At 61.0% G+C, this 23,300-nt stretch carries 23 protein-coding genes; 6 read left to right on the top strand and 17 right to left on the bottom strand.

Features of this window, described 5'->3' with window-relative positions; all coding sequences use genetic code 11:
* Nucleotides 1-151 precede the first annotated feature (151 nt).
* Nucleotides 152-706, bottom strand: coding sequence for a UPF0149 family protein (locus BLU48_RS11455; protein WP_057022434.1), 555 nt, complete (start codon nt 704-706; stop codon nt 152-154).
* A 178-nt stretch (nt 707-884) separates the two neighbouring features.
* Between BLU48_RS11455 and BLU48_RS11450 the strand changes: the two genes are divergently transcribed.
* Together BLU48_RS11450 and nudC are read left to right on the top strand one after the other, a co-directional pair.
* The gene (locus tag BLU48_RS11450) at nt 885-1,697 is read left to right on the top strand and encodes a crotonase/enoyl-CoA hydratase family protein (RefSeq protein WP_057022433.1); all 813 of its coding nucleotides are present in this window, start codon (nt 885-887) and stop codon (nt 1,695-1,697) included.
* 5 nt (nt 1,698-1,702) lie between these two features.
* Nucleotides 1,703-2,536, top strand: a complete 834-nt coding sequence (gene nudC, locus BLU48_RS11445; RefSeq protein ID WP_057022432.1) for an NAD(+) diphosphatase — start codon at nt 1,703-1,705, stop codon at nt 2,534-2,536.
* Here the strand turns inward: nudC and BLU48_RS11440 are convergent.
* From BLU48_RS11440 to BLU48_RS11420, 5 genes are all read right to left on the bottom strand, one after another.
* Nucleotides 2,504-3,283, bottom strand: a complete 780-nt coding sequence (locus tag BLU48_RS11440) for a TSUP family transporter (protein WP_056845863.1) — start codon at nt 3,281-3,283, stop codon at nt 2,504-2,506. The genes nudC and BLU48_RS11440 overlap by 33 nt on opposite strands.
* A gap of 120 nt (nt 3,284-3,403) precedes the next feature.
* Nucleotides 3,404-4,120, bottom strand: coding sequence for a phosphatidylcholine synthase (gene pcsA, locus BLU48_RS11435; protein WP_057022431.1), 717 nt, complete (start codon nt 4,118-4,120; stop codon nt 3,404-3,406).
* Nucleotides 4,121-4,268: 148 nt separating this feature from the next.
* Nucleotides 4,269-5,189 (bottom strand): class I SAM-dependent methyltransferase, encoded by a 921-nt coding sequence (locus BLU48_RS11430; protein WP_046067980.1) that lies wholly within the window; start codon nt 5,187-5,189, stop codon nt 4,269-4,271.
* Between the two features lie 237 nt (nt 5,190-5,426).
* Complete coding sequence (locus tag BLU48_RS11425; protein WP_057022687.1) at nt 5,427-5,918, bottom strand: DUF1289 domain-containing protein; 492 nt, start codon at nt 5,916-5,918, stop codon at nt 5,427-5,429.
* Between the two features lie 17 nt (nt 5,919-5,935).
* Nucleotides 5,936-7,186 (bottom strand): ribonucleotide-diphosphate reductase subunit beta, encoded by a 1,251-nt coding sequence (locus tag BLU48_RS11420; protein WP_057022430.1) that lies wholly within the window; start codon nt 7,184-7,186, stop codon nt 5,936-5,938.
* Between the two features lie 379 nt (nt 7,187-7,565).
* Here BLU48_RS11420 and BLU48_RS11415 point away from each other — a divergent pair, with 379 nt between their 5' ends.
* Nucleotides 7,566-7,781: a TOBE domain-containing protein gene (locus BLU48_RS11415; protein ID WP_003173733.1), complete on the top strand. Its 216-nt coding sequence runs from the start codon at nt 7,566-7,568 to the stop codon at nt 7,779-7,781.
* 47 nt (nt 7,782-7,828) lie between these two features.
* On the opposite strand, the gene BLU48_RS11410 is transcribed toward BLU48_RS11415, so the two are convergent.
* From BLU48_RS11410 to BLU48_RS11385, 6 genes are all read right to left on the bottom strand, one after another.
* Nucleotides 7,829-8,482: a hypothetical protein gene (locus BLU48_RS11410; RefSeq protein ID WP_057022429.1), complete on the bottom strand. Its 654-nt coding sequence runs from the start codon at nt 8,480-8,482 to the stop codon at nt 7,829-7,831.
* 17 nt (nt 8,483-8,499) lie between these two features.
* Entirely contained in the window at nt 8,500-11,544 is a 3,045-nt protein-coding gene (locus tag BLU48_RS11405; protein WP_057022428.1) for a dermonecrotic toxin domain-containing protein, read from the bottom strand.
* An 87-nt stretch (nt 11,545-11,631) separates the two neighbouring features.
* Complete coding sequence (locus tag BLU48_RS11400) at nt 11,632-12,777, bottom strand: MalY/PatB family protein (protein ID WP_057022427.1); 1,146 nt, start codon at nt 12,775-12,777, stop codon at nt 11,632-11,634.
* 58 nt (nt 12,778-12,835) lie between these two features.
* Nucleotides 12,836-13,429 carry an FMN-dependent NADH-azoreductase gene (locus tag BLU48_RS11395; RefSeq protein WP_057022426.1) on the bottom strand — a complete coding sequence of 198 codons (594 nt, stop codon included), beginning with the start codon at nt 13,427-13,429 and terminating at the stop codon, nt 12,836-12,838.
* Nucleotides 13,426-13,866, bottom strand: a complete 441-nt coding sequence (locus tag BLU48_RS11390) for a GNAT family N-acetyltransferase (RefSeq protein ID WP_057022425.1) — start codon at nt 13,864-13,866, stop codon at nt 13,426-13,428. The genes BLU48_RS11395 and BLU48_RS11390 overlap by 4 nt, the downstream gene beginning before the upstream one ends.
* On the bottom strand, nt 13,859-14,335 hold the full coding sequence (locus tag BLU48_RS11385; protein WP_056845868.1) for a carboxymuconolactone decarboxylase family protein: 477 nt from the start codon (nt 14,333-14,335) through the stop codon (nt 13,859-13,861). Before BLU48_RS11385 ends, BLU48_RS11390 begins: the two co-directional genes overlap by 8 nt.
* A 131-nt stretch (nt 14,336-14,466) precedes the next feature.
* On the opposite strand from BLU48_RS11385, the gene pdxR reads away from it, so the two are divergent.
* Nucleotides 14,467-15,888 (top strand): MocR-like pyridoxine biosynthesis transcription factor PdxR, encoded by a 1,422-nt coding sequence (pdxR, locus tag BLU48_RS11380; RefSeq protein WP_057022424.1) that lies wholly within the window; start codon nt 14,467-14,469, stop codon nt 15,886-15,888.
* Here the strand turns inward: pdxR and BLU48_RS11375 are convergent.
* The 5 genes from BLU48_RS11375 to BLU48_RS11355 form a co-directional block, all read right to left on the bottom strand.
* Nucleotides 15,839-17,149 (bottom strand): MFS transporter, encoded by a 1,311-nt coding sequence (locus BLU48_RS11375; RefSeq protein ID WP_057022423.1) that lies wholly within the window; start codon nt 17,147-17,149, stop codon nt 15,839-15,841. The two genes, pdxR and BLU48_RS11375, sit on opposite strands and share 50 nt — an antisense overlap.
* A 185-nt stretch (nt 17,150-17,334) precedes the next feature.
* Nucleotides 17,335-17,967, bottom strand: a complete 633-nt coding sequence (locus BLU48_RS11370; protein WP_057022422.1) for an N-carbamoylsarcosine amidohydrolase — start codon at nt 17,965-17,967, stop codon at nt 17,335-17,337.
* Between the two features lie 10 nt (nt 17,968-17,977).
* Nucleotides 17,978-18,730: a maleate cis-trans isomerase family protein gene (locus tag BLU48_RS11365; RefSeq protein ID WP_043049871.1), complete on the bottom strand. Its 753-nt coding sequence runs from the start codon at nt 18,728-18,730 to the stop codon at nt 17,978-17,980.
* Nucleotides 18,731-18,740: 10 nt separating this feature from the next.
* Nucleotides 18,741-19,541 carry an alpha/beta fold hydrolase gene (locus tag BLU48_RS11360; protein WP_057022421.1) on the bottom strand — a complete coding sequence of 267 codons (801 nt, stop codon included), beginning with the start codon at nt 19,539-19,541 and terminating at the stop codon, nt 18,741-18,743.
* Complete coding sequence (locus BLU48_RS11355) at nt 19,538-20,671, bottom strand: FAD-dependent monooxygenase (RefSeq protein WP_057022420.1); 1,134 nt, start codon at nt 20,669-20,671, stop codon at nt 19,538-19,540. The genes BLU48_RS11360 and BLU48_RS11355 overlap by 4 nt, the downstream gene beginning before the upstream one ends.
* A gap of 306 nt (nt 20,672-20,977) precedes the next feature.
* On the opposite strand from BLU48_RS11355, the gene BLU48_RS11350 reads away from it, so the two are divergent.
* Together BLU48_RS11350 and BLU48_RS11340 are read left to right on the top strand one after the other, a co-directional pair.
* Nucleotides 20,978-22,030, top strand: coding sequence for a 2,5-dihydroxypyridine 5,6-dioxygenase (locus BLU48_RS11350; protein ID WP_057022419.1), 1,053 nt, complete (start codon nt 20,978-20,980; stop codon nt 22,028-22,030).
* Nucleotides 22,031-22,768: 738 nt separating this feature from the next.
* Nucleotides 22,769-23,203, top strand: coding sequence for a MarR family winged helix-turn-helix transcriptional regulator (locus tag BLU48_RS11340; RefSeq protein ID WP_082636639.1), 435 nt, complete (start codon nt 22,769-22,771; stop codon nt 23,201-23,203).
* The last annotated feature ends 97 nt before the right edge of the window (nt 23,204-23,300 follow it).

Genomic DNA, 23,300 nt, shown 5'->3' with positions numbered 1-23,300 from the left:
AAGGCGAGATGGCATGGAGTGGCCGACGTGCGGACCCGAATAATCAGGCAAACACGCCATGTTTGTCGAGTGAGCTGGTGATCGGCATGACTTTTTAGTGGTCCCCTCCCACAGGTCTGCGGCTAGCGTTTGTAGACGAAATAAGCCCGCCTCAGCGCTGGCTCAGCCAGTAGTCATGTAGCGTCCGCGCAGCCGGCTCGATAGCGCTGACCTGCTGTTGATGGGCGTCTACATCCAGGTCCACCGGCAATTCGAAATTGTCCTGCTCAGCGCACCAGGAGATTTTCTCCAATTGCCCGGCTTGTTCGACGGGCAATTCAGGCCAGTTACCGATCGTCACGCCTCGCACGTAGCCAAAGCACCATTCCTCGGCAAGGGTCACCGCCTGGCCCTGATGCTCGGTTTCATCGAAACGCGCCTTGAACGCCTGGGAATCGCTGGCCAACTGGGCGGCCAGGGTATTCATATGGCGCACGCACAGTTCAAGAAAACCCTGGGCCTCGTCCATGCTTTCCCATTCCGGGTTCTGCCCACCCCAGATGGCTGGGAACCATTGAGCCACGTCAACCTGGGCCGGGCCGGACACCAGGGCGGTGAAGTAGCCATCGAGTTCGGCCAGGTTCAGCACCGAATGGTCATCGCCGTACTTGAGCAGGGTTTCGTCGATCAGGTCTAAATCGGCGCATGTGAGGGGCTGGGCGTGCATGGCATATCCTTCGAGCGTCGAACGCCGCGGGTCAGGCGGCTTAAAGCGCGCAGGATGGCGTGTACGCGGCATTTTATCCAGCGTCTTTTGCGCGGCCGGTCCCGCTTTTGGCCGATGCGCCGTGGCACACCCTTGATATAGTCTGGGCTTTCTCAATCGCCAGTCAGGGATCACTGCCATGTCCGAATACCAAGCCTTCGTTGTCGAACTCAGCGGCAACGTTGCCCATGTGCAGATCAATCGCCCGGAAAAGATCAACGCCATGAACGCGGCGTTCTGGAGCGAAATCATCGAGATCTTCCAATGGGTCGAAGATACCGATGCCGTGCGCGTCGTGGTGCTCAGCGGCAATGGCAAGCACTTTTCCTCGGGTATCGACCTGATGCTGCTGGCCTCGGTGGCCAATGAGTTTGGCAAGGACGTGGGACGCAACGCACGCCTGCTGCGGCGCAAGATCCTCGAGCTGCAAGCTTCGTTCAATGCGGTCGACAACTGCCGCAAGCCGGTGCTGGCGGCGATCCAGGGTTATTGCATCGGCGGCGCCATCGACCTGATCAGTGCCTGCGACATGCGTTACGCCGCCGAGGACGCGCAATTCTCGATCAAGGAAATCGACATCGGCATGGCCGCCGACGTGGGCACTTTGCAACGCCTGCCGCGCATCATCGGCGACGGTATGCTGCGTGAGCTGGCCTACACCGGTCGCCAGTTTGGCGCCGAAGAAGCGCGCAGCATCGGCCTGGTCAATCGCGTGTATGCCGATCAGGACAGCCTGCTGGCCGGCGTTATGGAAATCGCCCATGAAATCGCGGCCAAGTCGCCGATCGCCGTGACCGGCACCAAAGCTATGATCAGTTACATGCGTGACCACACAGTCAATGACGGCCTGGAATACGTTGCCACCTGGAACTCGGCTATGTTGCAATCCAACGACCTGCGCGTGGCCATCGCGGCCCATATGAGCAAGCAGAAACCCGAATTCGTGGATTGACTGACATGACCCCAGGCTGGATTACCACAACGCTGCTGGACAACGACACCCCGGGCGGCTGGGCTGTTGCCCGCAGCCGCGAGGGCTTTTTGCACGACACCAATGGCCCGCTGTTCCCGCGTGAATGGCTTAAGCGCCAGGACCTGTCGGTGTTTGCCGAGCACGGCATTGGCCACCTCGACGGCGAGCCGGTGTACCTGCTGGAGCTCAATGCGCCGGCAGAGGTTCCCGGGTGCAGTTGGCAAGGCCTGCGCGGCTTCATGCTGCAAGGCGATCACACCCTGTACAAGGTGCTGGGCTACGCCGCACAGATCGGCACCTGGGCGCGAGAGCATCGGTTCTGCGGGAGTTGCGGCCAGGCCATGGTCCAGGTGCCGCGGGAACGGGCGATGTACTGCCAGGCCTGTGACCTGCGCAGCTACCCACGGATTTCGCCGAGCATGATCGTGCTGGTGACCCGTGGCGATGAGATTCTGCTGGCACGCTCGCCACGCTTTGTGACCGGGGTCTACAGCACCTTGGCCGGCTTTGCCGAACCGGGTGAGTCCGCCGAAGACTGCCTGATCCGCGAAGTGCGCGAAGAGGTGCAGGTGGAGGTCAAGAACATCGAGTACATGGGCAGCCAGTGCTGGCCGTTTCCCCATTCAATGATGCTGGGCTTTCATGCCGAGTACGCCGGTGGCGATATCGTGCCCCAGGCCGACGAGATCGAAGACGCGCAGTGGTTCAATATCCATGAGCTGCCACCGTTGCCGGCGTCACGTTCGATTGCCCGCTACTTGATCGACCTCTACGTGGCCCGCCGCCTAGGCCACGCTGAACCAGTGCTGCCAGGCTAGGCGCACCGTCAGGCCGAGGACCACGGTGATAAACACCGGGCGAATGAATTTGGCGCCGCCGCTGATCGCGCTGCGGGCGCCAAAGAATGCGCCACCCATCACCGACACACCCATCGCCAGGCCGACAATCCAATCCACCGAGCCATTGATGATAAACACCGTCAGCGCCGCCGCGTTGCTGACGAAGTTCATGCTGCGCGCCACGCCGCTGGCCTTTACCAGGTCGATGGGGTGCAAGAGCATGGTGCTGACGGTCCAGAACGCCCCGGTGCCGGGGCCGGCCACGCCGTCGTAGAAGCCCAGGCCAAAACCCTGGGTGGCTTGCCACTTCTTCTTGATCGGCGCATCCACGTCCAGTGGCGCCTTTGGCGTGCCGCCGAACAACAGGTACACGCCGCAGGCGAAGACAATCACCGGCAGCATCTTGTTCAACGCCTCGGCGGGCAGGTAGTGGGCGACCACTGCGCCAGTCAACGCGCCGACCAAGGTGCCGACGATGGCGTGCACCCATTGGCGCGGGTGGAACAGCTTGCGGCGGTAGAAGGTGAAACTGGCGGTAGCCGAGCCGAAGGTGGAGCTGAGTTTGTTGGTGCCCAGTACCAGATGAGGCGGCATGCCGGCGGTGAGCAGCGCGGGGGTGGTCAGCAAGCCGCCACCGCCGGCAATGGCGTCGATGAAACCGGCGATAAAGGCGACGACGGCCAGGATGGCCAGGGTGGTGAGGTCAACACTGAGTTCGAAGGGCATGGGCAGGGCTTATTGTTGGGGGGCGCTATGCGAAAGGCTGCCATCTTACCTGCCGAATGCACGCATAACCAAATGTGGGAGGGGGCAGGCCCCTCCCACATTTTTACCGTGTCCGCTTGGTTATTTGTGGGTTCCGATCCACTCCAGCGCCGTGCGCCAGATGCAAATCCCCAGGAAGTACGCCGACATCAGCGACCATAAGCCAAACGTCCAGGGATTGGTGTTGGGGTAGTCCACCACCATCAGGAAGCTGCACAACAGCCAGATCGTGGTCACCGCGATATTGATCGGCATGAAGCGCTTGACCCGGAACGGGTGCAAAAACTTCATCGGTGTCACGGTCAGCAATGCCAGGCCGATCACGGTCAGCAAGGTGACCCAGGCGTCAGGCTGAATGATGTACACGCACAGGGCGACCACGTTCCAGGCAGCGGGGAAGCCGACGAAGTAGTTGTCCTTGCTTTTCATGTTCACGTTGCAGAAGCAGAACAGCGACGACACCAGAATCACCGACACGGTGAACAGGTGGGTGAACTCCGGCAGGTCGATATAACGGTAGATAAACAGCGCGGGGATAAATACGTAGGTGAGGTAATCGATCACCAGGTCCAGCACCGAGCCGTCAAAGCTGGGCAGCACCGTGCTGACGTTGACCCGTCGCGCGAGGGAGCCATCGACGCCATCCACCACCAGTGCCAGACCCAGCCACAGCAGGCATGCCTTGGGGGAGTTTTCCAGCAGCGCCAGGGTGGCCAGGAAGGCCAATACCACACCGGTGGCGGTAAAGCCGTGGGCGCCCCAGGCTTTGAGTCTGGCTACATGCAGGGTCGATATCACGGGCGGTTCTCCAAAAGGTCAAACGGGGCAGCCGACAACGTAACGCCGTCGAGTCTGGCCAGGAATGCAGGTATCGACCGGGAAGGGGGGGATAAGGTTCACCACCCCGGCGTATCCGTTAGGGTAGCAAGGGTAGGACATTTCGGCATCAACCCTGACGGAATACCAGTGCCTTCAAGCCACTCTGCGGGTCAATGTCGGGGAATTCCGGTGGGTTTTCCAGGCGCTGCACAAAGCGCAGGCCCGGTGCTTCGCGGGTTACGCCGTCGATCAGGAAGTCTTCGCCGAACGCCGGATCGTTCATGCACGCCAGCACTGTACCTTGTGCCGTGAGCAGATCCGGCAAGCGCCGTAGCACACGCTGGTAGTCCTTGGTCAGCAGGAAGCTGCCTTTCTGGAACGACGGTGGGTCGATGATTACCAAGTCATAGGGGCCGCTGTGGGTGACCTTTGCCCACGACTTGAACAGGTCGTGGCCCAGGAAGGTGACTTTGCCCAAGTCATGCCCATTCAGGCGATGATTGTCGCGACCCCGGCTGAGCGCGCCACGGGCCATGTCCAGGTTCACCACATGGTCAGCGCCGCCCTCGATGGCAGCCACCGAGAAGCCACAGGTATAGGCGAACAAGTTGAGCACGCGTTGGCCCTTGGCCTGTTCACGCACCCAGTTGCGCCCGTAGCGCATGTCGAGGAACAGCCCGCTGTTCTGTTTTCTACCCAGGTCGATCAAATAGCGCAGGCCGCCTTCGGTGATGGTCAGCTCGTCAATGGCATCGCCCACCAGCCACTCGGTGGTGCTTTGCGGCAGGTAACGATGTTGCAGGGCCACGGTACGTACACCAACGCCGGCCCAGTCGATCTGCAGCAGCATCTGCCTCAAGGCTTCCAGTTGCTCGGTTTCCTTGAACAAGGCCACCAGCACAACGCCTTGCAGCCAATCCACTGTCAGTTGTTCCAACCCCGGCCAGCAGCGGCCACGGCCATGGAACAGGCGCCGGGTTTCCACCGGCGCGTCGGCCAGGGTGGTGAGCAGGTGGGCGTGCAAGGTAGCGAGTGCTTCTGGGGTCATCGTTTAGCGTCAGTCAGCGAGCGGCCGGCATTTTAAACACAATCGTGGGGTTTGCGGGGGGCGTGGGCACAACGTGGCTTTTTTGGTCTGGGTCAGGATCGCCGTGGGCTTGCTGATTGACGTAGATCCAATGTGGGAGGGGGCTTGCTCCCGATAGCGGTGGATCAGTCAGTTTATTTGTTACTGACACATCGCTATCGGGAGCAAGCCCCCTCCCACATTGGTTCCTGGTGTTAGTTAGAGCGTGGCAATCAGGGTCGGGCCGCCGAATGCGTCTTTCAGGAAGACCGGGGCGATATAGCGCTCGTAATGCGCCTCGGACAGCAGGAAAAACTCCCGGTCTATCGCATCCCGCAGCTCCGCCAGGTGGCGTTCGCGAAACTCCGGCAACAATGCCAATCCGTAGGCGTCCAGCTTGGAAATCACCCGCGCACCCCGGGCAATCAGCTGGTACGCCCAGCAATACGGCGACTGGTGCGGCATAAAGCGAATCTTGCGCGCTTCCAACTGTTGGCGCAGGCGCTGCGGGTCGAAGACTTCCAGCTTGCTGGCCATTACCTGCACCAGCAATTGTTCGAGGCGCAGCCACACCGCCTGTTTTTCCTCGGCGTTGTAGCCATTCCACTGGATCACTTCGTGGTGATAACGCTTGCAGCCCCGACAGACCAAGTCACCGTAGACGGTGGAGCACAGCCCGACGCAAGGGGTCTTGATGGTTTGATTGGGCATAAATGTGATCTGTTGAATCAATCCCAGCTCAACGCGCCGCCAGTTTGGTACTCGATCACGCGGGTTTCGAAGAAGTTCTTCTCTTTCTTCAAATCCATGATCTCGCTCATCCACGGGAACGGGTTAGTCGTGCCTGGGTACTCTTCCTTCAAACCAATCTGCGACAACCGACGGTTAGCAATGAACTTGAGGTAGTCCTCCATCATCACCGCGTTCATGCCCAACACGCCGCGAGGCATGGTGTCACGAGCGTATTCGATCTCCAACTGAGTCCCTTGCAGGATCATCTGGGTCGCTTCTTCCTTCATCTCGGCATCCCACAAGTGCGGGTTTTCGATTTTGATCTGGTTGATCACATCGATACCGAAGTTCAGGTGCATCGACTCGTCGCGCAGGATGTACTGGAACTGCTCGGCCACGCCGGTCATTTTGTTGCGGCGGCCCATGGACAGGATCTGGGTGAAGCCGCAGTAGAAGAAGATGCCTTCCAGCACGCAGTAGTAGGCGACCAGGTTGCGCAGCAGTTCCTTGTCGGTGTCGACGGTGCCGGTTTCGAACTTCGGATCGGAGATCGAGCGGGTGTACTTCAGGCCCCAGGCGGCTTTTTTAGCGACCGATGGAATCTCGTGGTACATGTTGAAGATCTCGCCTTCATCCATGGCCAACGATTCGATGCAGTACTGGTAGGCGTGGGTGTGGATCGCTTCTTCGAAGGCTTGGCGCAGGATGTACTGGCGGCATTCCGGGTTGGTGATCAGGCGGTACACGGCCAGCACCAGGTTGTTGGCGACCAACGAGTCGGCGGTGGAGAAGAAGCCGAGGTTACGCATGACGATGCGGCGTTCGTCGTCGGTCAGGCCTTCGGGGTTTTTCCACAGGGCGATGTCGGCGGTCATGTTGACCTCTTGCGGCATCCAGTGGTTGGCGCAGCCGTCGAGGTATTTCTGCCAGGCCCAGTCGTACTTGAAAGGCACCAGTTGGTTGAGGTCGGCGCGGCAGTTGATCATGCGCTTTTCGTCGACGGCGACGCGGGCGGAGGCGCCTTCGAGTTCGGCGAGGCCTTCGGCGACGTCGAGTTTGTCCAGGGCAGCCTTGGCGCGCACGATGGCGGCCGAATCACTGGCAGTGACGGCGCGGGCTTCGATGGCGGCGGCGGCGCCGGCACCGTCGAGGCGGTCCATGTTGGCTTCGCTCGCATGGCCGGCGTTGGCGCCCTTGATCACCGCTGCACCGGTGTCTTCGTTGTCGACTTCATCCCAACTCAGCATTGAAATACTCCTTCCTGATCTGTTCCGACGGTGTGTAAAACCGTGCAAAAAAATGTGCGGTTTGCAGGCTACTAGGCATTGAAATACTGCGCGTAGTGTGGTCGGTAAATACCGATACTGCACACTATGTAGTGGTCTGTTCTGTTTGTGGGCACACTATATGGGGTGTAACAAGGTTGGTCAACGCACAAGATGTGCGTTGATAGGTCGCTGTTCACTACCGGATCGGCGATCACCAGCATGCGGGGCTGGCATGTCATATATATCTATAAGGAATAGATAAATAGTTATTTATTCCTTTTAATATTCCTGCGTGCAGCGCATTTTGAGGGCCTGCGCATTCGTGCGGATTGACCCAACAGCCAAAAGGAAAGCCGACATGACCATCAAAGCGATCAACGTGCGCAACCAGTTCAAGGGCGTGATCAAGGAGATCCTGCTGGGGGAAGTGGTGTCGGAAATCGACGTGCAGACCGCGTCCGGGATTGTGACGTCCGTCATTACCACGCGCTCTGTGCGTGACTTGGAATTGAAAGTAGGCAGTGAAGTGATCGCTTTTGTGAAGTCCACTGAAGTGTCCATCGCCAAGTTGTAGGCGTTGCCGTAGGCGGACAGCGCAGGTAGGGGGCGTAGCGCTGCTCGTCAATCAACCCGATCGAAAATCTCCCTGACTTGATCCACGGGAAATACGCCCTTGCCGCTGCCTTCGATCAGCTCAAACGTGCCATCGGCATTGATGGTGATGCCCAGGGAACTGGCAAGTGTCACTGAGACGCCCGCTCGCGCTTGGAGCAAGTCTCTGAGCGGTTGCCCGCCCTGGAACGATTGCCCGATAGTGGTGGCCATGCCTTGCAGGGAGTCTGAACTGATGCCTCCCACCAAGATAACGCGCCCGCCATTGTTCAAGGATGCTTGCAATTGGTCCAGCAGTGCCTGGGTATTACCCCGCAGGCCCAGTTCCAGGTTACTGCCGGTGACGTGCATCAGCGTGCGGGTCTGGTAGCGAGTACCGTCCCAGTCGGTAAGCACGGCAATGGCCGAGCAGTCGGTGAGGCTGCGGGTGGAAAGCGCCTCGTTGCCGGTGTTCAAGGTCGCCGATTCACCCATGGGGACATGCACGGTATTGGTCGGCCTGAGCGGGAATCGGGCGATCACTGGCGTGACGGTATCCACCTGCGAGCCGTAGGGCTGCTTGGGCTGGTTGATGAGCTTGTCCAGCCAGTCCGGGTCCAAGGGGCTCATATTGCGCTTGATACCTTCTCGGATTTTCCAGCCGGCCTTGTCCCATTTGGCCATGGTTGCCTTCAATTGAGCTATGTAGTCGGAGGCCGGGCAGGCGATATCAGCCCATGGATCGACAACCCAGGCGTTGGCCCAGGCGGGTTCTGCACGGTGGGCTTCACAGGACCTGTCGGGCCTCCGACGACGGTGAAAGCGTGCGCATTGCCTGCATGCCATTCGGCGGCCCTGGCGCCACTCTTGTGGAGAATTTCCCTGGCCAGGATCGCCATTTCGCCGCAATTGCCTGCGCCGGTCTTCATGATCAGGTCGCCTGCATGGCGGGCCTTGAGATCAGTGGTGCGCCGCAACCAGCCCAAGGTAATGGTTGCCGCATCAGCCCTGGCCACATCGGTGGCTGAGCGTACCTGGTTGCCAGGCCCCAATCCGGTGGCCTTGAGGGCCTGATTGACGCTGTCCTTGGCGTGCTCGGCATAGAACTGGTTTTGACGTTTCGCCGGCCATTGCGCAAAGCCAGGGGGTGTTTGCAGGGGGGCGACACGGCGGGGGCGTAACGCTACATCCGGTTTCAGGATGGCGTTGGCCTGCTGCAATTGGTAAGCCACTTCCCGTTGCTGTTCAGGGCTCATGCCCTTGCATTGCTGTTTAAGCTCATTGATGTCAGCTTCGCGAAAACCTGAGCGCTTCAGCTGCTTGTAAACCTTCTTGAGAGGGGGCAGGGCGATGAAGTCCGCATCCACGAGCTGCACAGGGTGGTGAGCGCTCATGAACTGGCGGTAACCCTGGGCGAGGCCCGTCTCCATAGGCCCGCACTTTTTGAAGGTGATATCGCCGGTTTGGGCGCTTCCCAGCGGTGCGTAATAGAACTCGGCGGTGTCAGCTTCCACCACCAGGTATCGCTGGCTGCCACTGGTGACCACCACACCCATGACCTGGCGTTGGTCATCGCTGGCCTTGCTGATACTGTTGAGCTTGACCACCCGCGTGTCTTCAGCGAGAGCGCGCGCGCCGTGGCCTGCGTAAAAACCGAACCCCGGGTCGGCGATGACCTGGCCCTGTACCCGTGACCTGTAGGTGATGCGCTCGCCATTGGCGACCGGCACCAACTTGGCGCCGGTCTCGCCTTCAACCCATTCGTGCAGGCGTTTTTCATAGACCACCGTGCGTGCACGCTTGAACAGCCCGGCCCTGGACGGAAACAACCGCACGTGTTCGAGGGCTTGCAGGGCACGTTCGGCGTCGGGCAGGTCTGCAATGACTTTGGCGAAGCATTCATCATTGGCGCCGCGGCGCACCCGCCCACCCAGCCCAGGCACTGGGCAAAACGCTTCGAAGCCTTCCAGCGGGGCGGTGTGTGCAGTTGACTCCAGGTCAGTAAGCTCGCCTGGCCTGCTGTAAAGGTAACGATAGACCCGGTTGCGGTCCACCAGGTCGTAGCCGTTGGCCCGCGGCAGGGTATAAGCAGTGGCGCTCAACGGATGTTCGATGACCAGCGCCTGTTGGCCGTCGGCGAACAGCTCCGGGCGCACAGCTATCGTGCTGGGCTGTTCAAGGGGCGGCTCCCTGGTTGTACCGCCGGCTGCCGAGAACAAGGTGTTGAGCGCGCCATCCAATGCCGTCATGGCGCCGTGTCTACGCTCCGCCTGGGTGTCGCCGCTGAGGGCTTTTTCAGTGCCCAATAGGGTCTCGGTAAAGCCGGTCACGACGGCGGCGCCCACGGCAATCGGTTCGCCAATCACGGCGAATTTGGCGGCCAGCCCCGCTGCCACTGTCAGGTCGTTGAGCCAGGTGTCGCGGGTGACCTCGCTGTTGGACTTGATCATGATGTCTGCATCGCTGGTCATACGCTGTTGCGTGGCGTCTTTGATCACGCTGAATACATCGCCCTGGATACGTACGTTGGCGCTGTCGATGACGGTGCCTTCAAGACTGTCCCAGTAGCCGCTGCCCAGGTAACTCAGGGCGGTGTCGACGCCTTTGTTCGATTGATGATCGCCGGTGATGAAGGCTTTGATATCGCTCCAGAACCCGACGCCGTTGTCTTGCCGATCCCTGAGGGGGAAGTGTGCTTGCAGCGCCTTGCGCTTATCGGCGTCGCGGCCCTGTGCGGCTACCCATTGGTCCATGGCGGTCAGGGAGTCAAAGCGCAGGAATGCCGGTTGATGGCCGGGGATATAGAGGATTTGCACACCGTCACGGCGGTCACCCAATTGCCGGGCAGGGCCGTCATCGACGGCGGTAAAGCGCAGGATGTCGTTGGCGGGCAACCCGTTGATATCGAACAGGTGGGTCAATACCACGCCTTTGACCGGCGCCTGCGCACGCAGTTGGTCGACGCTCAGGGCTTGGTTTTCATCCAGCGGCAAGTTGGCGACCGCGCCCATGACCAGACGGTAGTCTGCCCGGGTGAAGCGCTGCTCGGCCGGCATCTGCTCGCGTTCGGCGGGCGAGGCTCGCTCGTAGCCCTTGAGCTGCTGGCGGGCCTGGTAGACGAACTCACCTTTGAGGCAGGTGCGGTAATCATCGCCATGGTCACGCCAGAAATGCTCGAGTTTTCCCGTCATGTGCGCCTGGAAGTCGCTTTTCCAGCTCTCATGCATCAGTTGGGAGGGCGCCAGGGCAAACTGGTTATGGGCGCCATAGCCGCCTTTTGTGCTTTGCCCACGGCCCGTCTTATACAAACCGGCTTGCTGGTCAAGCACGCCCGGTAGCGAGTCGTGTTCGTTAAAGTTGCCGAGCAGCGCGTCCGGCAGCGCCTGGGAAATCGTCGGTTCCTCCCCCAAGTGCTCCCAGCCGGTGGCAGTGTTGGCACTTTGTGCTTGCTGGAAGCGATTCAGGAAGACTTTGTCGGCATCTACGTTGAGGCCGGTCAACTTGAGCAGCATTTCTTCAGCCCATTTTTTTGCCTCGTCGCGCACGCTGGGCAGCGCATTGTGCGTGGCCTGCAACAGTTGCTTGTAGTCGGCTTTCTGACGGGCCATCGAGGGAAGGCGGCTATCGGTCACCTGGGGCTGCGCCGGCTCGAAAATCGAGTAGGACGGCATCGCCGCGGGTTTTTCGCCGGTGATGGGTTTGAAATCCCAGACCGGCGAGGGCTGGGTGTGGGGCGGCAGGATCATGGGCGGACGGCTCCGGGGTCTTCAACAGCACAATGGGCGGCTGCTCCACGTGTGTGTTGAAAAGCCCCGGAGGGGTTCCGGCCGGCGTCAGCGCTTTTGTAAGCTGATTTCCATGCGCCGCACACCTTCCTCGAGCATCGCCCGCGGGCAGCCGAAATTCAGGCGTACGAATGGCTGGCTGTCATCGCCAAACTCGATTCCCGCACTCAAGCCGACCTTGGCCTGTTCCAGGAAAAACTGCTGCGGGTCGTCCAGGCCCAGGGCACTGCAATCGAGCCACGCCAGGAAGGTGCCTTGGGGCGCGTGCATCACCACGCCGGGCAGGCGGGTCTTTACCGCATCGAGCAGGTAGTCGCGGTTGGCCTGCAGGTACTGCACCAGTGCAGCGAGCCAGTCGCCGCATTGGCTGTAGGCGGCGCGGGTGGCTTCCAGGCCCAGCGGGCTGACGCTGTCGACCATGCCGCAGCGCGCCTGGTTGAAGCGCTCGCGCAGCTCGGCGTTCTGCACCACGGCAAAGCAAGTCTTCAAGCCGGCGACGTTATACGCCTTGCTCGCCGACATCAGGGTGATGGTGCGTTGGGAGATCTCGGGGCTGAGGCTGGCGGTGGGAATGTGGCGGCGGCCGTCGAAGCACAGTTCGGCGTGGATTTCGTCACTGATGATCAGTGCGCCGTGTTCCAGGCAGGCGTTGGCCACCGCCAGCAGTTCTTCGCGGGGGAAGACCTTGCCGATAGGGTTGTGCGGGTTGCTCAGCAGCAGTGCGCCGGCACCGCTCAATGCCTCGCGCATGGCGGGCATTGGCGTGATGTATTCGCCGTCGATCAGTCCAAATGGCACTTCGATGCGCGGCAGGCCCCAATGGCCGGGGGCCAGGCGAATCGGCCGATAGTTGGGGGTTTGCAACACCACCGCCTGGCCGGGTTGGACAAAGGCATGCAGGGCCATGTTGAAACCAGGTTCGACGCCGGGCAGGAACAGCAGCTCTTCAGGTTGCACGCGCCAGGCGTACTTGGCCCACAGGTCGGCGACGATAGCGTCGCGCACGTCGTCGCCGGCCATGCTGTAGCCGAGGATCTGCTGGTCGAGTCGTGCATGCAGAGCTTGCAATACGGCGGGTGGCGCGGCGATGTCCATGTCGGCGATCCACATCGGCAGAACGTCTTGCGAGTAACGGCTCCACTTGGTACTGCCGGTGCCGAGGCGCGAGTGGAGGGTGTCGAAATCAAAGCTCATGGAAGGCTCATGTCAGGGCGGAGGCGAAAGAATGGCGCTGATTCTAGCGCCATTCACCTTATAGGCCAGCGCTGATTGCCGCGGACAACTGCCGGTGTGCCTGCTCCAGGGCACGGTTGACGGCTGCTTCGCCGCGGACCATGGCGCCCAGGTAGACGAACTCCACGGAGTGAATGCCCACGGTGGCCAGGATGGCGGTCAGGTAGGGCGTAAGAAAGTCAGGCTCATGCCCCTTGCGCGCATTGCCGGAACTCACCAGCACGAAGGTGCGCCGATCCCCCAGCAGGCCGACTTTGGCGAACTGTTCATTGAGCGTAAAGCTGCGGTGTATGCGCACCACGTGGTCGATCCATGCCTTCAGCGCCGCCGGTACGGTGAAATTGTGCACTGGGGTACAGAGGATCAACAGCTCGCAGGCTTGCAATTCGACGATCAACTGTTCGGACAGCGCCATCGCATCGGCATTCAGGCCGCCTGGTGTCGTCAGTGCAGTGGCGTACTCACGGGTCAGCGCTGGCAACGCCTGGCTACCGTAGTCGCGTTCGCTGACCTGGGCGTTGGGCATCAGGTCAGTGAGCAGGGCGCGGGCCAGCTTGAACGTCTGCGCGGCTTTGCCATGGGGGCTGAAACTGAGCAACAGGGCACGGGTCATTGGCTGAGGTCCTGGGAAAAGTGCATGCCTAGCGGCAGCAAGCCCTGGCGGAAATAGAAACGCTGGGCCAGGGCCATATGCATGCCGGTGTCCAGCACCAGGTAACGATAGCCCAGGGCACGGGCTGCCTGGCGTACCCGCTCAAGTAGCTGTTCACCCAGGCGCCTGCGTTGCAGGGAGGCGTCCACGACCAGGTCATCGACATAGATAAAGCGGCCGTAGAGGGTATTTTCCGTGAGGCGGTAACCGGCCAGGCCAATCACCCGTCCGTGCTCGCGGGCGGCCAGCAAGCGGTAGCCGTTTTCCCGTTGGCGCTGGACCTGCCCGGCGAAGGCGCTGGCGTCGGTCAGGTGCGGACGTAATTGTCGCATGATGTCGAAACTGACCATGCAGTCGGCCACGGTTTCCATCAGCTGGAACTCGACGTGCTCATTCATGGTTGAGGTTCTCCAGGTGCGCCTTGATCGCTGCCGGTACCTTGCGAAAGCTGATGGCGACGCGGTTCAGCGCGTTCATCAAGGAAATTGCCAGGGTCAGGTCGGCGACTTCCTTGTCACTGAATACAGCCGCGACGGCGGCGTAGTCGGCATCCGGGACCTGGCTTTGCGCGACCTGCGTGACTACCTCGGCCCAGGCCAGCGCCGCGCTTTCACGGCGTGTGAACAGCACTGGCGCTTCGTGCCAGGTGGCCAGCAACATGATCTTTTCCAGGCTCACCCCCTGTTTGAGCAGATCGCGGGAATGGGAGTCCAGGCAATAGGCGCAGCCATTGAGCTGCGAGACCCGCAGGTATACGAGGTCGATCAGTTCTTTCTCCAGGCCGCAGCGGTGGATATAGCTGTGCACGGAGCCCAGCGCTTTGTAGCCATCGGGGGCGGCCAGGGCGTAATCGAGACGGTGTTTCATGGTGCGATCCTTGTAGGTGTGGGGGATGCGCCATTTTCGCGGCGGCAGTTGCCCGTCGACAGGGGCATGATTGGACAAGTGGGTTGGGACATGATCAGACTCCCATCCGTCTTGCCAACGAGCTGAATACGATGCCGTCACTGCCCAAATACCAGGAAATCTATCGACGCTTTCGCCTGTCTATCGACCAGGGCCAACTGCGCCCTGGCGAGCGTGTCCCTTCGGTTCGCGCACTGGCCCAGGAACTCAAGGTGGCGCGGGGTACCGTTGAGGCGGCGTATCAGTTGCTGGTCAGCGAAGGTTTTTTCCAGGCCCGTGGGCAGGCCGGTACGGTGATTGCCGCAACGCTGGCACCGGTCAAGTTAAAGCCATTGCCCAGGCAGCCATCGCTGGTCAGCGGGCCGCGCCCACTGCAAATGGGCTTGCCAGCGCTGGATGCCTTCCCGCGTAAATTGTGGGCACGCCTGGTCACCCGGCAAGTGCGGCGCATCGATGCCGACAGCCTGGCGATGGGCGACGAACAGGGAGCCCAGGCATTGCGGGTGGCGATTGCCAGCTACCTGGCGTTGTACCGCGGCGTGGAATGCACGCCCAGCCAAGTGTTTGTGTGTGCCGGCTACGCCGGGTGCCTGACACTGCTGTGCGATGCATTGGGCATGGCGGGACAGGCTTGCTGGTTCGAAGACCCGGGCTACCTGCATGCACGACAATTGTTGCGCCATCAGGGGGTGACGCTGGTGCCGGTGCCTGTGGATCACGATGGGCTGGATGTGCAGCAGGGCATCCAGCGCGGCGAGCAGGCGCGACTGGCGATCGTCACACCGGCGCACCAGAGCCCGCTGGGGGTGGCACTGAGCCCGACGCGGCGACGGGCCTTGCTGGGGTGGGCTCGGGCGCAGGCCAGTTGGGTGGTCGAGGATGATTATGACAGCGAGTTTCGTTACCAGGGCCAGCCCTTGGCTGCACTTAAGAGCCAGGACGCCGATGACCGGGTGATCTATGCCGGCAGCTTCAGCAAGATGCTGTTTCCCGGTTTGCGCTTGGGTTACCTGGTGGTGCCGGCGGCATTGATCGACACATTTCAGCACAGTGCCAAGGTGTTGCAGCAGCGCAGTGCACAGCTACTGCAACTGACGGCGGCGGACTTTCTGGAGCAGGGGCACTTCACTCGGCATTTGAAGAAGATGCGCGGCTTGTATGCGCAGCGCAGGGCGATGCTGGTGCAAGCGCTGCAGGCGCATTGTGCAGCGTTCCTGCAGGTGGATGAGCAGGCCGGCGGGATCAATTTGCTTGCGCGATTGCGCGTGCAGGTGCCGGATGTGCAGGTTGCAGAGGCCGCCAACATGGCCGGCCTGGGCGTTCAACCCTTGTCCGGCTGGACCCTCGAAGCCGGGGGCGGGCAGGGATTGCTGATGGGTTTCACCAATGTGGCAACGCCAGGGCAGGCCACGGACCTGGCCCTGAAGCTGTTGGAGATCTTGCAGGCGTGTGCGGCTCAAGCGCTCAACGGTTCACCAGTTTCGCTGGCAGCGCAATCACCAGCAAACTGCTGAGCATCAGGCAGCCGGCAAAAAACCACAGCGCGCCCGCACTGCTGCCGGTTAGGTCGATCGCCACGCCCATCAGCGAGTTGCTCACCAGGCCCGCGATATTGGCAACCGAACAGGCCAGGGCAAACCCGGTGGCCGCGGCAGTGCCTTTGAGAAAGGTCGCCGGCAGGCTGAAAAACACCGGCACGGCACCGATGATGGCGGCTGAGGCAATCGCGAACAACGCCACGGTGGCAGCTACGTTATGGGTGAAGAAAGTGCTGGTGGCCATCGCCGCTGCGCCGATGAAAAACGGCACGATGATGTGCCAGCGGCGTTCGCGGTGCTTGTCGGAACTGGCGCCGATCAGCAGCATGCCGAGCAGTGCGGCCACGCTGGGCAGCGCGGTGAGCATGCCGATATGGAAGGTGTCGGTGACCCCGGCATTGCGGATGAAGGTGGGCATCCAGAAGCCCATGGCATAGGCACTGAGCAGGATCGAGAAGTCGATACCGCCGAGCATCCACACCTTGAGGTTGAAGAAACCGTCACGAAAGCTGTGCTTGCTGCCGGCGCCATCGGCGTCGTCTTTGCGCAGCTCGTTTTCCAGCAGGGCTTTTTCCTCATCCGACAGCCATTTGGCTTGCTGGTAGCTGTTGGGCAGCGCCCAGAATGTAAGCGCCCCAAGCAACACGCTGGGTACCGCTTCGATCAGGAATAGCCATTGCCAACCGCGCAGCCCGGCCATCTGGTCGAAGTGGCCCATGATCCAGCCGGACAGCGGGCCGCCGATCACGCTGGACAGCGGCAGGCCGATCATGAACAGCGCGATGATGCGCCCACGCCGGTGAGTGGGGAACCAGGTGGTCAGGTAATACAGCACCCCCGGCAGGAAACCGGCTTCGGCGGCACCGAGCAAAAAACGCAGGATGTAGAACTGGGTGGTGGAGGTGACCAGCATGGTGCAGGCCGAGAGCAAGCCCCAGGTGATCATGATGCGCGCGATCCAGATCTTCGCGCCGACCCGCTCCAGCACCAGGTTGCTGGGCACTTCAAAGATGATGTAGCCGACGAAAAACAAGCCGGCGCCAAGGCCGAAGGCGGTTTCGCTGAAGTGCAACTGGTCGAGCATCTGCAGCTTGGCGAAGCCGATGTTGATGCGGTCCAGGTAGGCAGCCAGATAACAGAAACACAGGAACGGGATCAGCTTCCAGGTGATCTTGTGGTAGAGCGTGGTGACGGGGTCGGCGACTGTAGTCGCGGGCACAGCATTCGCAATGGGCATGGGGTGTCTCCTGGCGGTGACTTATGGTTTTTATACAGCCGCTTTTGTTCCAGCACTTCGGCGTGCTGTTAAAGCGACGTCCAAAGGCAGTGTCAGAAGACTGAAAGCTGCGCCGAGGTTATCAACCTCGGCGGCTCACAGTTTTGTGCAGGACCGCGCTCTATGGCGCGGTTCCGGGTGAAACCTTATTGCTCCTTGAATTGGCGCATCGCCTCCTGCTTGCTCACCACATCACCGTACTTGCTGTCGATATCGAACAGGTTGGCTTCGTGGGGCGCCGGATGGCGGTCGCCGACGCATTCACGCACGACAATGGTGCGGAACCCGTGCTGCACCGCGTCCACCGCCGTTGCGCGGATGCAGCCGCTGGTGGAGCAGCCGGCCAGCACCACGGTATCGATACCTTGGGCGTGCAGCATCGGGGCCAGGCTGCTGCCGAAAAATGCGCTGGCGTACTGTTTGCTGATCACCACTTCATCAGGCTGGGGCAATACCTCGGTGCAGAACGCCGCCAGTGGGTTGCCTTCGATCATGTCTTTCATCACCGGGGCCTTTTTTACCCAGATACCGCCGTCGGCGAAATGGCCGGGATGGTAGCGGATATTAGTGTGCACCACCGCAATCCCGTATCGGCGCGCACAGGCCAGCAGTTCGACGCTTTCAGCCACGGCGCTGACCACGCCGGGCGCGAACAGTGGCGCGCCTTCGCGGGTGTAGCCCTGCATGAAGTCGATCATCAGCAGCGCGGCTTTGTTGCCGAAGCCGATGCGGTTGCCCCACACGCCCTGATAGTTGGCGTCGGCGGATTGTTCACTCATCTCAATTTCCTCAGTAGGCGCCGGAAAGCAGGGCACCGGCCCCAGGAACGATGGGTTCCAGGTCCAGGGCCTTGAGCATGGCGTAGGTGGTGGCGATGGCGGCGGTGAGCACAGGTTTGCCGGTTTGCGCCTCGACCTTGGCCACCACCGGCAACGACTGCATTTGCACGCAGGCCGACAGCACGATCACGTCGACGCCTTCCAGGTTCATGCCGGCAACGATGGCCGGCAGGTTGGCCGGGTCGTGGCGGGCCACTTCGAGGTTGTCCGGGATCTCCAGGGCGCGCCAGTCGACGACTTCAAAACCTTCTGCGCGGATGTAGTTCACCACCAGCTCCGTCAGCGGTTTCATATAGGGCGCAACAATCGCGATACGCTTGGCGCCCATCACCTTCAAGCCTTCAATCAAGGCGCCTGCGCTGGTGATCACCGGGGCATTGGCGTCGTTGTCAGCCGTAGCCTGGCGCAGGCGCTGTTCGGAGTTGCGGTGGTAGCCCAGGCCCATGGCCATGATCGCCACCAGGCAGGCGTACCCCAGCACGTCGACCTTGGCGTCTGACAATTCGATGGCGCAACGGTCGGACTCGCCATCCATCGCCGCCAGTTCTTCCTTGCGCACTTGCTTCATGCGCATGCGGCTGGAGTGGAAGGTAAAACGTTCAGGACGGATCGCCTGGCGCGCGTTGAGCATGGCTGGGATCTCGGTTTCCATGGTGGTGTTGGAACTGGGCACGATCTGGCCGATGCGGTAGGGCTTGAGCATGGGGGTGTCCTTATTGTTGGGTGAGGAAGTCGCCAAGGGCATCGAAAAAGCCCTCAAGGTCGTCCCACGGGATCATGTGCCCGGCATTCGGCACGCGCGCGACCTGGATACTCGGTTGCAGGGCCTGGATTTCGGCGATGTCTTCATCGAGGATCACCCCGCCGCGCCCGGCCACCATCAGCAGGGCAGGGGCCTTGAGGTGGGGCAGGTCCTGGTGGAAGTCCACCGTGTGGAAGTCATTGAAGGCACGCACGATGGCCGGTTCGTAGCAGGTGTGCAGCCACTCGGCGCGCAGTTGCAGCTGTTCATCGGTCCAAGTGGCGCAGAAGGCGCGCATCGCCTGGGCATCCATGCCGATCAGTGACTGGCGGATCGAATCGACATACCAGGGCAGCCTGCTCGGGTATTCCCGCCGGCCAGGACCGGACACCGGCGGGTCGATCAACACCATGCGGTTGACGCCTTGCGGGTGCTTGATCGCACTGTGCACGGCAAAGCGCGCACCCATGGAATGGCCGACCAGGTGATAGCTGTCCAGGCCCAGTGCGTCGGCAAATGCGCCAATGTCCTCGGCGCAGGTGCCGGCGCTGTAATCCAGTTCCGGCCCGGTGGACGACAGCCCGCGCCCGCGTACATCCAGCACATAGGTATCGAACTGCTCACCCAGGCGCTCGGCGACGAAACCCCAGGTAATCGCCGGGCTGGTGATGCCCGGGATCAGGATCAGCGCCGGGCCTGTGCCGCCGTAGCGCAGATAGTGCTGGCGAATGCCATTGGCCTGCACGTTGCCGCCATGGAGAAAGGTACTCATGCGGCCACCCCCGACTTCAGCTCCTGGGCATACAGGTCGTAGCCGTACACCCAGGCCGGGTCTTCCTGGGTGCGTAGCCAGGTGTTGGCATTGGACACCGCTTGTACCCGGGACGCACGTTCCTTGCGGTTGGCTTCATACAGTTCGAAGGCGCTGCGGTAGTCGCTGATCCCGGTTTCCTGCAGGCAGCGGGTGAGCATGGCGGCATCTTCGATGGCCATGCCGGCGCCCTGGGCCATGTGTGGCTTCATCGGGTGGCAGGCGTCGCCGAGCAAGACCAGGCGACCGCGACTCCACAGCGGCAGCGGGTTGCGGTTGCGCAGCGGCCACTTGGTCACGCTGTCGGTGGATTCGATCAACGCCTGCACGGTGGGGTGGTAGCCCTTGAAGGCTTCGAACATTTCCTCGCGGCTGCTGTCGACGAAGGCGCCCTGGAAGTCCCATTCGGCATGGGGTACGCCGGTCACGTAGTAGTACTCGTCGCGCTTGCCTGTGGTGTAGTAGACCATCATGTGGCGATCCTCGGTCCACCACTTGATGCAGTCTTCGAACTTGAGGTCGTACTTGGCCAGTTGTTCGCCTCGGATCAATGCGCGGTGCGCCACCCAGCCGCTGTACAAAGGTTTTTCCACCCCCAGCAGTTCTTCGCGAATCTTCGAATTGATGCCGTCGGCGCCGATTACGATGTCGGCATAGGTCACCGTGCCGTCGGCGAAGGTCAGGCGCACCTGGGTATCGGTTTCTTCGAGGGTTTCCAGGCGCTTGTTGAAGTGCAGGGTGCCGGGCTGCAGCGTGGACATCTGCAACGCATGCAGGTCGCCACGGTGCACGGTGATGTAGGAGGCGCCATAGCCGGTGAGCGGGATACGCGAGAGGTAATCACCACTTTCGCCGCAGCGGCTGAACCAGTGCTCAGGGTGCGAGCCCATCAGGTCCAGCTGCTTCTCGATGCCCATGCGGCGGAAGATTTTCATGATGTTGGGACCCATGTGGATCCCCGCGCCCAAGCGGGAAAACTCCGGCGCCTGTTCGTAGACATCTACGCTGAAGCCGGCTTGCTGCAACAAGGTGGCCGCAGCGGCACCGCCCAGGCCGGCGCCGACTATGGCGATTTTTTGTGTGCTTCCCATGGGGCGTGATCCTCTCTTTTTTGAATTCAGGCGGCGTCTGTCCGCAAGGTTTTTAAAGTGTATACGCTCATTTTTTAAAATGGGAAGCCTGTGTGAGGAAATTTATTTTTTGGTATTTATAGGCTGGTGTAACCAGCTGTGGCTAATAAATATTGAATATGTGTGGATTGGTAACGTTTTTATCTGGCACTTGCAGTCCGTCTGCAAATCAGGTCTCATCATTCTTAAATGGTGTATACGCTATAAAAATGCACTAAGTTGAAGCGCGCTGCCCGAACAGGGTGCAGCCCCTCAGGAGACAGGAAAATGCCGGTAAGCGACTGTGAACTGACCCAGATGTTTGAACACGTGTTGAAGCTGTCCAAGGTCGACCCGACCCAGAGCGTCGCGGTGCTCAAGAGCCATTACTCCGACCCGCGTACTGTGCGTGCCGCCATGGATGCGGCGCAGCGCCTGGGGGCCAAGGTGTATGCGGTGGAATTGCCGTCGTTCAACCATCCGCGGGCGATGGGCAACGACATGACTGCCTACTGCGGCGACACCGCGCTCACTGGCAATATTGCCGCCCAGCGTGCCCTGGAGGCGGCGGACTTGATCGTCGACACCATGATGCTGCTGCACTCGCCGGAGCAGGAGCAGATCCTCAAGACCGGCACGCGCATCCTGCTTGCCGTCGAGCCGCCGGAAGTGCTGGCACGCATGCTGCCGAGCGAAGAGGACAAGGTGCGTGTACTGGCCGCCGAACAGCTGCTGAAGAAGGCGCGCTCGATCCACGTCAAGTCCCGCGCCGGCAGCGACTTCCGCGCTGCTTTGGGCCAATACCCGTCGGTGACCGAGTACGGCTTCGCCGATGAACCGGGGCGCTGGGACCACTGGCCCAGCGGCTTCCTGTTCTCCTGGCCCAATGAAGAAACCGCCGAGGGCGTGCTGGTGCGGGACATCGGCGACATCCTGTTGCCGTTCAAGACCTACACCCGTGAAAAGATCACCCTGGAAATCGAAAAGGGCTTTATTACGCGGATTCACGGTGGGTTCGAGGCGCAGTACCTGAGCGACTACATGAAGTACTTCGACGACCCCGAGGTGTACGGCATCTCCCATATTGGCTGGGGCCTGCAACCGCGGGCGCAATGGACGGCCATGGGCTTGCACGACAAGAACGACGGCATGTGCATGGATGCGCGGGCGTTCTATGGCAACTTCCTGTTCTCCACTGGGCCGAATACCGAGGTGGGCGGCACGCGCAAGACGCCGTGCCATATGGATATCCCGCTGCGCAACTGTGATGTGTATCTGGACGATGAGGCGGTGGTGCTGGGTGGCGATGTGGTCGCGCCAGCGCGATCGCTGGCACGCTGAGTATCCGTGTGGGAGCTGATAGATATAGAGATCCAAGTGTGGGAGGGGGCTTGCTCCCGATGAGGGCGTGTCAGTGAGTGCATCAATACCTGACCCACCGCCATCGGGAGCAAGCCCCCTCCCACAGTTTTTGCGGTGTGTCAGTTAACGTGGGTATCTCTTGGCTCATCCAAGCAAACACCGGGGTTCAAAGGTAATAACTCGAGCCAAATGTGGGAGGGGGCTTGCTCCCGATGAGGACGTGTCAGTGAATGCATCAATACCTGACCCACCGCCATCGGGAGCAAGCCCCCTCCCACAGTTTTTGCGGTGTGTCAGTTAACGTGGGTATCTCTTGGCTCATCCAAGCAAACACCGGGGTTCAAAGGTAATAACTCGAGCCAAATGTGGGAGGGGGCTTGCCCCCGATGAGGGCGTGTCAGTGAATGCATCAATACCTGACCCACCGCCATCGGGAGCAAGCCCCCTCCCACAGTTTTTGCGGTGTGTCAGTTAACGTGGGTATCTCTTAAGCTCATCCAAGCAAACACGGGGTTCAAAGGTAATAACTCGAGCCAAATGTGGGAGGGGGCTTGCCCCCGATGAGGGCGTGTCAGTGAATGCATCAATACCTGACCCACCGCCATCGGGAGCAAGCCCCCTCCCACAGGCTCGGCGTGTTTCTTCAAGGGCATCTTGAGTCCGCCCGCCAACCCCGCCATCATGCCTTTCCAATACCCACCACCCACCGAGCCCGCCGTGCCTGATTCCTACGTTTTTTCTGAACAAGTCGGCCACCTGCTGCGCAAGGCCTACCAGCGCCACTTGGCGATATTCCAGCAGAATGTCGGCGACTCCCAGCTCACCGCCGTGCAGTTCGTGACCCTGTGTGCGTTGCGCGATCAGGGTGCAAGCTCCCTCACTGAACTGGTCAAGGCCACCGCCGTGGACCAGGCGACCATCCGCGGTATCGTCGAACGTCTCAAGGCCAAGGCGCTGATTACCCTGGAACCGGACCCTGCAGACAAGCGCAAGGTAATAGTCGACTTGTCTGCCTCCGGTGCCGAACTGGTCGCGCAAACCGCACCGCGTGCGGGCCAGATCAGCGAATTGACCATGAGCAATCTCAACCCAGCCGAGCGTGTGGCGGTCCTGTTTCTGCTGCGCAAGATGATTGACGATCCCCAGGAATAACCTGCGCTGGCATCGTTTTTGCTCTGTGTTGATGTAGTAGCCACTTCACCAGTCGAGTGTGTCGCGAGGCCCCAGGTCCGCGACGTTTTTTTTGACT

This window comes from Pseudomonas synxantha, assembly GCF_900105675.1.
In the GTDB taxonomy this organism is placed as follows: Bacteria; Pseudomonadota; Gammaproteobacteria; order Pseudomonadales; family Pseudomonadaceae; genus Aquipseudomonas; species Aquipseudomonas synxantha.
The sequence above is the reverse complement of the archived record's forward strand: the minus strand, read 5'-3'. Positions and strand labels throughout refer to the sequence as shown.

Bases quoted from the DNA above. Each gene is read 5' to 3' on its own strand.
- BLU48_RS11455 (WP_057022434.1), bottom strand. From the start codon at position 706: ATGCACGCCCAGCCCCTCACATGCGCCGATTTAGACCTGATCGACGAA.
- BLU48_RS11450 (WP_057022433.1), top strand. From the start codon at position 885: ATGTCCGAATACCAAGCCTTCGTTGTCGAACTCAGCGGCAACGTTGCC.
- nudC (WP_057022432.1), top strand. From the start codon at position 1,703: ATGACCCCAGGCTGGATTACCACAACGCTGCTGGACAACGACACCCCG.
- BLU48_RS11440 (WP_056845863.1), bottom strand. From the start codon at position 3,283: ATGCCCTTCGAACTCAGTGTTGACCTCACCACCCTGGCCATCCTGGCC.
- BLU48_RS11430 (WP_046067980.1), bottom strand. From the start codon at position 5,189: ATGACCCCAGAAGCACTCGCTACCTTGCACGCCCACCTGCTCACCACC.
- BLU48_RS11425 (WP_057022687.1), bottom strand. From the start codon at position 5,918: ATGCCCAATCAAACCATCAAGACCCCTTGCGTCGGGCTGTGCTCCACC.
- BLU48_RS11420 (WP_057022430.1), bottom strand. From the start codon at position 7,186: ATGCTGAGTTGGGATGAAGTCGACAACGAAGACACCGGTGCAGCGGTG.
- BLU48_RS11415 (WP_003173733.1), top strand. From the start codon at position 7,566: ATGACCATCAAAGCGATCAACGTGCGCAACCAGTTCAAGGGCGTGATC.
- BLU48_RS11410 (WP_057022429.1), bottom strand. From the start codon at position 8,482: ATGGCCAAATGGGACAAGGCCGGCTGGAAAATCCGAGAAGGTATCAAG.
- BLU48_RS11405 (WP_057022428.1), bottom strand. From the start codon at position 11,544: ATGATCCTGCCGCCCCACACCCAGCCCTCGCCGGTCTGGGATTTCAAA.
- BLU48_RS11400 (WP_057022427.1), bottom strand. From the start codon at position 12,777: ATGAGCTTTGATTTCGACACCCTCCACTCGCGCCTCGGCACCGGCAGT.
- BLU48_RS11395 (WP_057022426.1), bottom strand. From the start codon at position 13,429: ATGACCCGTGCCCTGTTGCTCAGTTTCAGCCCCCATGGCAAAGCCGCG.
- BLU48_RS11390 (WP_057022425.1), bottom strand. From the start codon at position 13,866: ATGAATGAGCACGTCGAGTTCCAGCTGATGGAAACCGTGGCCGACTGC.
- BLU48_RS11385 (WP_056845868.1), bottom strand. From the start codon at position 14,335: ATGAAACACCGTCTCGATTACGCCCTGGCCGCCCCCGATGGCTACAAA.
- pdxR (WP_057022424.1), top strand. From the start codon at position 14,467: ATGCCGTCACTGCCCAAATACCAGGAAATCTATCGACGCTTTCGCCTG.
- BLU48_RS11375 (WP_057022423.1), bottom strand. From the start codon at position 17,149: ATGCCCATTGCGAATGCTGTGCCCGCGACTACAGTCGCCGACCCCGTC.
- BLU48_RS11370 (WP_057022422.1), bottom strand. From the start codon at position 17,967: ATGAGTGAACAATCCGCCGACGCCAACTATCAGGGCGTGTGGGGCAAC.
- BLU48_RS11365 (WP_043049871.1), bottom strand. From the start codon at position 18,730: ATGCTCAAGCCCTACCGCATCGGCCAGATCGTGCCCAGTTCCAACACC.
- BLU48_RS11360 (WP_057022421.1), bottom strand. From the start codon at position 19,541: ATGAGTACCTTTCTCCATGGCGGCAACGTGCAGGCCAATGGCATTCGC.
- BLU48_RS11355 (WP_057022420.1), bottom strand. From the start codon at position 20,671: ATGGGAAGCACACAAAAAATCGCCATAGTCGGCGCCGGCCTGGGCGGT.
- BLU48_RS11350 (WP_057022419.1), top strand. From the start codon at position 20,978: ATGCCGGTAAGCGACTGTGAACTGACCCAGATGTTTGAACACGTGTTG.